Origin of the sequence: Kocuria sp. CNJ-770 (assembly GCF_001942375.1) — a bacterium.
GTDB lineage: Bacteria > Actinomycetota > Actinomycetes > Actinomycetales > Micrococcaceae > Kocuria > Kocuria oceani.
The window spans coordinates 1-7,235 of sequence record NZ_MKJW01000157.1; the positions used below are offsets into that span (position 1 = coordinate 1).

At 66.5% G+C, this 7,235-nt stretch carries 10 protein-coding genes and 1 pseudogene; 7 read left to right on the forward strand and 4 right to left on the reverse strand.

The features are described 5' to 3' along the window. Positions 1-237: 237 nt before the first annotated feature. On the reverse strand, positions 238-414 hold the full coding sequence (locus tag BJF77_RS18480; protein ID WP_083665265.1) for a histone-like nucleoid-structuring protein Lsr2: 177 nt from the start codon (positions 412-414) through the stop codon (positions 238-240). Positions 415-453: 39 nt separating this feature from the next. Beyond that, positions 454-909 carry a hypothetical protein gene (locus tag BJF77_RS18485; RefSeq protein ID WP_075873089.1) on the reverse strand — a complete coding sequence of 152 codons (456 nt, stop codon included), beginning with the start codon at positions 907-909 and terminating at the stop codon, positions 454-456. A gap of 251 nt (positions 910-1,160) precedes the next feature. Here BJF77_RS18485 and BJF77_RS18490 point away from each other — a divergent pair, with 251 nt between their 5' ends. The 4 genes from BJF77_RS18490 (at position 1,161) to BJF77_RS18505 (ending at position 3,682) form a co-directional block, all read left to right on the forward strand. Further along, positions 1,161-1,754 (forward strand): recombinase family protein, encoded by a 594-nt coding sequence (locus BJF77_RS18490; protein WP_047804902.1) that lies wholly within the window; start codon positions 1,161-1,163, stop codon positions 1,752-1,754. 164 nt (positions 1,755-1,918) lie between these two features. Next, on the forward strand, positions 1,919-2,401 hold the full coding sequence (locus BJF77_RS18495; protein ID WP_047804846.1) for a hypothetical protein: 483 nt from the start codon (positions 1,919-1,921) through the stop codon (positions 2,399-2,401). A 134-nt stretch (positions 2,402-2,535) separates the two neighbouring features. After that, the gene (locus BJF77_RS18500; RefSeq protein WP_047804847.1) at positions 2,536-2,880 is read left to right on the forward strand and encodes a hypothetical protein; all 345 of its coding nucleotides are present in this window, start codon (positions 2,536-2,538) and stop codon (positions 2,878-2,880) included. Positions 2,881-3,193: 313 nt separating this feature from the next. Beyond that, positions 3,194-3,682 (forward strand): GNAT family N-acetyltransferase, encoded by a 489-nt coding sequence (locus tag BJF77_RS18505; RefSeq protein ID WP_047804848.1) that lies wholly within the window; start codon positions 3,194-3,196, stop codon positions 3,680-3,682. Positions 3,683-3,791: 109 nt separating this feature from the next. Here BJF77_RS18505 and BJF77_RS18510 read toward each other — a convergent pair whose 3' ends face one another. Further along, positions 3,792-4,289: a DUF1990 family protein gene (locus BJF77_RS18510; RefSeq protein ID WP_047804849.1), complete on the reverse strand. Its 498-nt coding sequence runs from the start codon at positions 4,287-4,289 to the stop codon at positions 3,792-3,794. Positions 4,290-4,434: 145 nt separating this feature from the next. Here BJF77_RS18510 and BJF77_RS18515 point away from each other — a divergent pair, with 145 nt between their 5' ends. The 3 genes and pseudogenes from BJF77_RS18515 to BJF77_RS20730 all read left to right on the forward strand — a co-directional run. Further along, positions 4,435-4,773 (forward strand): hypothetical protein, encoded by a 339-nt coding sequence (locus BJF77_RS18515; RefSeq protein ID WP_075873090.1) that lies wholly within the window; start codon positions 4,435-4,437, stop codon positions 4,771-4,773. A 128-nt stretch (positions 4,774-4,901) separates the two neighbouring features. Then, positions 4,902-5,138, forward strand: coding sequence for a cold shock domain-containing protein (locus BJF77_RS18520; protein WP_047804851.1), 237 nt, complete (start codon positions 4,902-4,904; stop codon positions 5,136-5,138). Between the two features lie 98 nt (positions 5,139-5,236). Next, positions 5,237-5,428 (forward strand): annotated as a pseudogene (locus BJF77_RS20730) (IS1380 family transposase); the annotation flags it as partial. Positions 5,429-5,501: 73 nt separating this feature from the next. Here BJF77_RS20730 and BJF77_RS18530 read toward each other — a convergent pair. Next, a complete protein-coding gene (locus BJF77_RS18530; protein ID WP_075873091.1) occupies positions 5,502-6,896 on the reverse strand; it encodes a peptidoglycan DD-metalloendopeptidase family protein in 1,395 nt (464 codons plus the stop codon). Between the last annotated feature and the right edge of the window lie 339 nt (positions 6,897-7,235).

The following is a 7,235-nucleotide window of genomic DNA, read 5'->3' on the forward strand; positions in this document are numbered from 1 at the left end:
CGTCCCATGGGCGAGCAGTCTGCTGAGGCCGTGACTATGATGCTGGAGTTGGGGGTTCCTCGTACAACCGACATGTCACTTATTGGGTTGGGCTTGTCTCGTGCAACCACAATTGCAATTGGTGAACTTCAGCGCGATGGGGAGCTCGACCGAGCTGCTGTTCAGGATTGGATTGTCTCCGTGGACTGGGAAACAGCTCCTGTGGCTCGCTATGCGGCTCAGGAAGTGCTGCGTCTCCTAGAAGGTTTTGACAGTCAGTGGGGTTCCGCGGCCGTCGGAGATTGAGGTTGTCTCGGCATCGGGGGTGGAGAGGTCGGGCCCGTAGATTTTGCCGTCGAGGCTGAACTGGATGGCGTCCTCGGCGGGGCCGCCGTTGAGATCGTCCTCGAGATGCGCTCCGACTTTCTGAGCCATGGGCGGTGTGTCTTTCGGTATCCGGGTGGGGGATTGGGGTCAGGGGTGGTCGGGGGCGTCGTCGGTGGGCACATCGTCGGCAGATGCCTCTGCTGGATCCGCCAAAGCCATGGTCTTCGCGCGGTTGCCGGTGATCACGGTGCCCTCTTCGGTGAGGTCCACGCAGAGCATGCCGTCCTCCATGAAGGGCTTCCATCGCCTGGTAGCGGTGGCGTCGATGCCGTAGTGCGCGGTGAAGGCGGTGGCCGAGACGATCGCCTGCCCGGGCCCGCGCTTGGACCCGTTCCGGACCGCGTAGGCATGCGGGGAGGAGTCATCCGTGGCGCGCAGTGCCATGACCTGACGGTCGCGGTCGTAGAGTAGTTCCACCGTCTCGGCGTTGTCGACCAGATCGTGGGCGGCCTTGTTCAGCGAGATCACTCCGCGCTTCTGGATGGTCACGCTCGGCGCTTTGGCCAGCGGAGTCATCCTCTTGTTGAACACCTCGAACGGCATCGTTCCTCCTATGGCTCATGACTGACAACAGTGAATTCCATCGTAACCATTGCACGCACTTGCCCGGCAGTCCTGTGCAACTCGTCGGGTGTGTCTTTGAAGGCAAGGGATGCGAGACGTCTCGTCCGTCGAATTTTGCGGTGGAGAACCTCTGCGGGTTTCCGCGGGTCGATGAGTCTTGCAACTATGTGCTTTATGTTTGCCCCTAGAATCAAATACTCAACGTTGGTTGCGAGACAGATGGGGTGGACGTGGGGAAGCTGATCGGGTACGCCCGAGTGTCGACGCGTCAGCAGGACGCGGACCGTCAAGTGTCTGACCTCCTGGCCGCCGGCGTGCGGCGCGATGACCTCTACGTAGACAGTGGAGTGTCTGGAGGCCGTGCGTCGCGTCCTGCCTTCGACAAAGCGGTGGCCGCGCTCGAGGACGGCGACACGTTGGTGATCACGACGCTGGACCGGTTGGGGCGGTCGACGCAGAACATGCTGGTCTTCGCCGAAGCGCTGCGCGGGAGAGGCGCCGGTCTGCGGGTGCTGAACCTCGGTGGGGGAGACGTGGACACCCACACTCCGATGGGCTCGATGGTGTTCACCGTCATGGCGGCCCTGGCGCAGATGGAGCTGGAGATCAAGCGGGAGCGGATCACTGACTCGGTGGCCAAGCGCCGGGCCGCCGGCAAGGACCTCGGTGGGCGGCGTCAGACCTTCACCGACTCCCAGATCCGCAACGCGCTGCGGCTGATCGACACGGGGGAGCCGGCCACTCAGGTCGCCCGGGACCTCGGGATGTCCAGGGCCACCCTCTACCGGCGGATTCGGGAACTCCCGCAAGCGACGACCATCTGAGACCGTCATCTCCTGTGGGCATCGTGATACGTATGCCGTTCGTGCCCGGGTGCGAGGCAGGGCCCGGTGGTCGATTGAGGTGCTTTCCGAATTCCGCTGACCAGTGCGGAAGGAGGGCGCGTGGCGCTCGACCTGACACCTGTCGATTTCTCTACGGTGGTGGCATGGGAACCATTGTGTCTGCTCCTGCCGATCTGGTGGTGGCCACCAGCGACGGGATCGATGTGCGCTTCGCCGGCATCGACCTCGCTGCCAGCCTGTCTCCGCATGCGCAGGAGCCACCGGGTGGCCACGGCGTACGGATCAGCCTCGCCGCGGTGCGAGGGGCCGAGACCATGCGCCGGGACGGCCAGTTCCAGGCTGCCCGCCTGGCCTGGGCCCAACGACGGCAGGACAAGATGACCGAGGAGGAGCCGTTGCCGCTGATGCCGGGGTTCTCCGTTCTGGACCGGGTCGGGGTGGTGCTCAGCGATGAGCTCGGTACCGAGTACCGCTTGGTCGCCGGACAGGCGGCCGGGGACGGCACCGAGTGGGAGAGCGCCTGGGAGTTCGTGCCCCCGCCCCCGGAAGCGGCTGGGACGCTCCGACTCCAGTTCACCCTGGACGGGGCACCGACCGGCAAGACCTGCGAAGTCTGGGTCCAATAGACCTCCGACGGCGCCCGTGAGCCGGGTGACCGTGCCCACGACCGCGTGTGTCGCGTCGTCGCGGTGGGATGACAGGCTTGGCCCCGCGACCTCAGGCGCAGGAACCACGAGCACAGTTGGGGAAAGGAGCAGCGATGGGCAGCCCGGACTATGCAGGGCTGGAGCGCCTGCTGCGGGAGCGCAACGAGATCGACTGGGTGATGGTCGCCAACGTGATGGACGATGCCACCGCCTACGGTCTGCCCGCCACCGAAGAGGGCGTCATTGATTACATCGTGGGGCTTCATGAGCAGGGCAAGATCCGTGTGGGCATCTACGTCCATGGCACCTCGGAAGGATTCGTTCCGTGGGAGGAACCGATCCTCGACCTGCCGGTCCGCCTGCGGGCGGCCTTGGTGCTCACGGATTCCGAGGATCCCTTGGGGCCGGTGATGACTGTCATGTTCACGTTCATCGACGAGGATCCACCCCTTGCTTGATCCCATGGAGGGCAAGGGATTCCTCTGCGGGCTCAGCTGGAGGGTATGGCGAGACTCCGGGGTCTGCTTCCTGCCTTTCTCTCGCCCTCTCAGACGAGACCCGTGAGTGCTCCTTGCCGACAGGTCGGCCATAGCGTGGGGCGACCTTACCTGGGGCCTCCATACGTACGGAAGGAGATCACTTGACGGCCGCGACGGCCTCATCCGGAGTTCAATCTTTGACCCACTGTGCTGCGGTTGAGGTTCATCTTCGAACATGCGGCCTGGTCAGCGGCAGCGCCGGTCTAAGGCGGGGCGTCCCTAGCATTGGGGCATGCGCCTCCGAGAGACCAGCCCAGCCGATTTGGACGTCTTCCTGAGTTGGGTGCCCTCCGAGGCCGACATGGTGCTCTGGTCCGGGCGGACTTTCACGTGGCCGCTGGATCGGGGGCAGTTGGAGACCTATCTGCAGAATGATCAGCGCCGGTATTGGACCGGATTGGATCCCGACTCCGGGGATCCGGTCGGTCACGCCTCGTTGCTCATCGATGTCGACGCACACATGATGCGGCTCGGGTGCATCCTCCTCGACCCGGACGCTCGAGGGCGCGGTCTGGGGCGGGGACTGATCGGCACAGCGGTGCGCACGGGCTTCGAGGTCACGGGGTTGCCGGTGATGAAGCTCGGTGTCTACGCGCACAATGTCTCCGCCCGGCGCGTGTACGAGAGCCTGGGGTTCCGGGAGACCGGGCGGGTGCGCAGCACCGAGGTGGGCGGCCAGCCCTGGCACGCCCTGGAGATGGAGCGGTCACGACCCAGCTGACCCCGCCCATGGGCGCCGGTCCTTTCCACCGGTGCTGAGAGCTGGCGCGAGGATGCGGCGTCGCGATGGGGACTCCGGTGGCGTACGCCGTCCTGTTGTCGGGGAGGCGCTAGAGAGCCTGCAGGTAGCGGGAGGTGTACCGCTGTTGGAGCCGCCGGTTGATCGGCGCCAGGGCGCGGGACCACCACGTGCCCTGCCGGGAGAAAGCGGTGATGGTCAACACGACGGCGTCGTCCTCCCGCCAATCGACGCAGAACCTCTCCTCGCCCTGCTCCGGGTGGCCCTGCAGGGTCCCGTAGGCGAAGCCCCGCCGGCGCTCCTCCTCCACGACGTAGACCACTTGGCAGCCGAAGGAGATCCGCAGCAGGTGCCGGCCCAGGCGCAGACGGACGCGGCTGCCCTGCTCGACGCGCGGTGTGGTGGCCTCGACGGTCAGGCCGGCTGCCCGGTGCATCTGCCAGCTCATCAGGCGCTCCGCGGCTCGGTGGAACGTCGGCTCCCCGTGGCCGATGACCCGGTGGACCCTCAGATGGTCGTACCCGTCGGGCAACTGCCCGGCGGTGGCACCGATCTCCGGGTAGGTCAGTGGGCGGTCGAGCAGAGTCATAGCGCTCACTATGCCAAGGGAGCGCTTTATATATAGCCCTCGTGGGGTTGGGTGCGCTCTCTTGTGCGGTGTTGATCGCCTGCTGTACTCGACCGTCCTCGTGCCCTTGGCGCTGGGCCGGGAATGCGCCCCAGCACTGGGGGCCGTGTTCGCGGGTCTGGCCGTCGCCGGGACCCTGGTCGAGCTGGCCGGATCTGCCGGCCCGGCGAACCTGCCCGTGGTCGGGCTGGGGTTGGCCTTCGTGGTGATCAACATTGCCTGGATCAAGCTCGAACGTGACGACAGCGGTTGGGTGGGTCTGCTCACTTGTGTGGTGACGGGACTGCTGGTTGGCATCGAGCTGGTGGCCATCGTTGCGCGCGGGGCCCCCGGGCTGGGTGAGTTGCTGCCGCGCCTCCTGGTTCTCGGGGGAGCAATGGTCCTGGGTGTGGCGATCCGCCGACGCTGGAACCGCGTCGGCGATGAGCACGACCGGTCCACTTAGGCCGGCACCTTCAGGGAAAGGCGTTGATCAGGGATGGGCGCAGATCAACAGCGGACGTCGGGGACTGATGTGGGTCGCCCTTGGCGTCAGCATGGCTTTGGTCGGTCAGCGAGGTGAATCATTGGGGTATGGGATCGAGCTACAGCAGCGACGGCGTGGTGCGGGAGTGGTACGGCGATGAGGGCTGGGGGGTGGTTGACCTCTCGGGTCACTCCGGCGGGTGTTTCGTGCATTTCACGCACATCGAGGGCCCGGAGAACGCCTATAAGGAACTGGTTCCGGGCCAGCAGGTAATCATCACTTGGGAACGGGTCGAGCAGGACGGCTATCCCGCCCGAGCGATACGGGTCGAAGGGATTGCATAGGCGAGTTTCCTACCGCGGTCAGTCGCGTCTGCTTGCCCTGAGTAGGTGGGCGTACCTGTACACCTCGGCCACCTGAGCGGGTGGGGTTGCTGCCGGTGATGCGCCTGGCCCAGGAGATCGGGTTGCGCGACCTGGTCGATGAGCGGTTGAGCGTGCCCACCGACAAGGGCGCCAACCCGGGGCTGAAGGTTTCCTCGCTCGTGGCCGGGATGCTCGCCGGGGCCGACAGCATCGACGACCTGGTCCTGCTGCGCCAGAGCGCGATGAGCAAGCTGTTCGAGGCCGTCTATTAGAGGGCTGGCACCGCACCGGTGGTCGACGAGGTCCCGGCATCCTCGGTTCCCCTGGCAGGGTCCGTGATGTCTACAGGATCGTTTGGCTCACCAGTCTTGGGGCGCCGTCGAGGTTGTCGTCAGCCTCGTTGTCGATGCCGTCGCCGTCAAGGTCGGTGTCTTTAATGTCGAGGGTGCCGTCGCGATCGGTGTCCCGTTTGGTGTCCGGAATCCGGGGCGCCACCCCGGGCAGGAGTTCCTTCTCGTCCCCAGTGTCCGCGGACGGTGACGGTGCGGGTTTGGGCGGTGCGGGATTGGGCGGTGCGGTCGAAGATCCGGAGGGGGCAGGAGCAGGTGCTGGTTTGGCGGGCTTTACCGGCTTGGTCTGGGGGGGCGTGGGCTTTTGCGCCGTTGGCGGTGCAGGAGTCGGTGCGGGGCTGGGTTTTGCAGGAGCGGAAGGCTCGGCCGTGGGCTGTGGCTCCTTCGTGACCTTCTTGGTCGCAGCGGCCTTCTGCTCGGCAGCCTTCTTTTGGGCGGCCTTCTTCTGCTTGGCAGTCTCCTCGCCCGGGGCGGTCTTTTTCTTGGCGGCGGTCTCGTCCTCCGCGAGAGCCGGCACGGGCACCTCCAAGGAGTACTTGCTGCGGGAGGCGGGAATGACGCGGAGACCGTCGACCCAGTCGAAGGACTGGGGGTCCACGGCCTGCCCGTCGACCCAGGTCTCGAGGTGCAGGTTTGGTCCCGTGACCCGGGTTCCGGTGGCGCCGACGGAACCGAGCTGCTCGGACGCGGCCAGCCGGTCACCGGTGGCCACCCTGACGTCCTCGAGGTGGTTGTAGGTGGTCCTCAGCCCGTCCGCGTGGGTGACCTCCACCCGGTTGCCGCCCCAGACGTCCCAGAACACGGCCGTCACCTCGCCCTCGGCGGCCGCCACGACCGGCAGCCCTGCGGCGGCGGAGACGTCGGTGCCGTTGTGGAACTCGCGGTCGCCGCGATCGGGAGCGATCCGCCACCCGAAGGTCCCCCCGGTCAGGACGGCCCCGGGAGTGGTGGGGGCGATGAGGGTGTTGACGGGAAGCTCGCCCGAGTACAGCCTCGGTGCGTGCCTCCCCGGGCGCACCGTCGAGGCTGCGTTTCGGCCGCCGTCGCCCCGGCCGGTGCCTTGGCGCCAGGACCCGTCGCCCGCGGCGCCGTCCCGGACGGGCGAGGTGGAACGGTCCTGCCGCAACGGTGCCGTCGGAGGGCGCTGCCGCTCCTGACCCGAGGCGAAGAGGCTCCACCCGCTGTCCGACCGCTCCGAGGAGGCCGAGGATCTCGCCGACACCCCGAAGGCAGCCCCTCGTTCTTCGCCGGTCCCAGGGGTGATGCCCGAGCTGACGGCCACGCTCACCGCCACGAGGGCCGAGAACGCGGCGAGGGCGCTCACCGGCGAGGAGGCGCGGTGACGGAGGTCGGACTTGGCAGGGCGGCGAGAGGAGTCGCGGGGCATGATCGTGGTTCCCCCAGGATGTCGCGGGCAGCGACGGAAAGATCAAGCAACGGACCGAAGGCATCAAACATCGGTGTGCGCGTAGGAGCACGGACAATCCTCCTGAGGATACGTCTTCGCTCCCGTTAATGCGGTGTAGGGCGGGGACGCAACGCTGTATGACGCGCAGAGCTGCCGCCCTCTGATTCGAGGTTCCTGAATCGGTGGCAAAGTGGCGCTGATGCAACTCACTTGACGCGGTAGACCTCGGTGTCACGGCGCCAAATCGTGGTTCAGGTGGTGCCGTGGCAACCAGGATGGTCCACTCCTGTCAGTCGATCAGGTTGGTGAGGCCGGGGG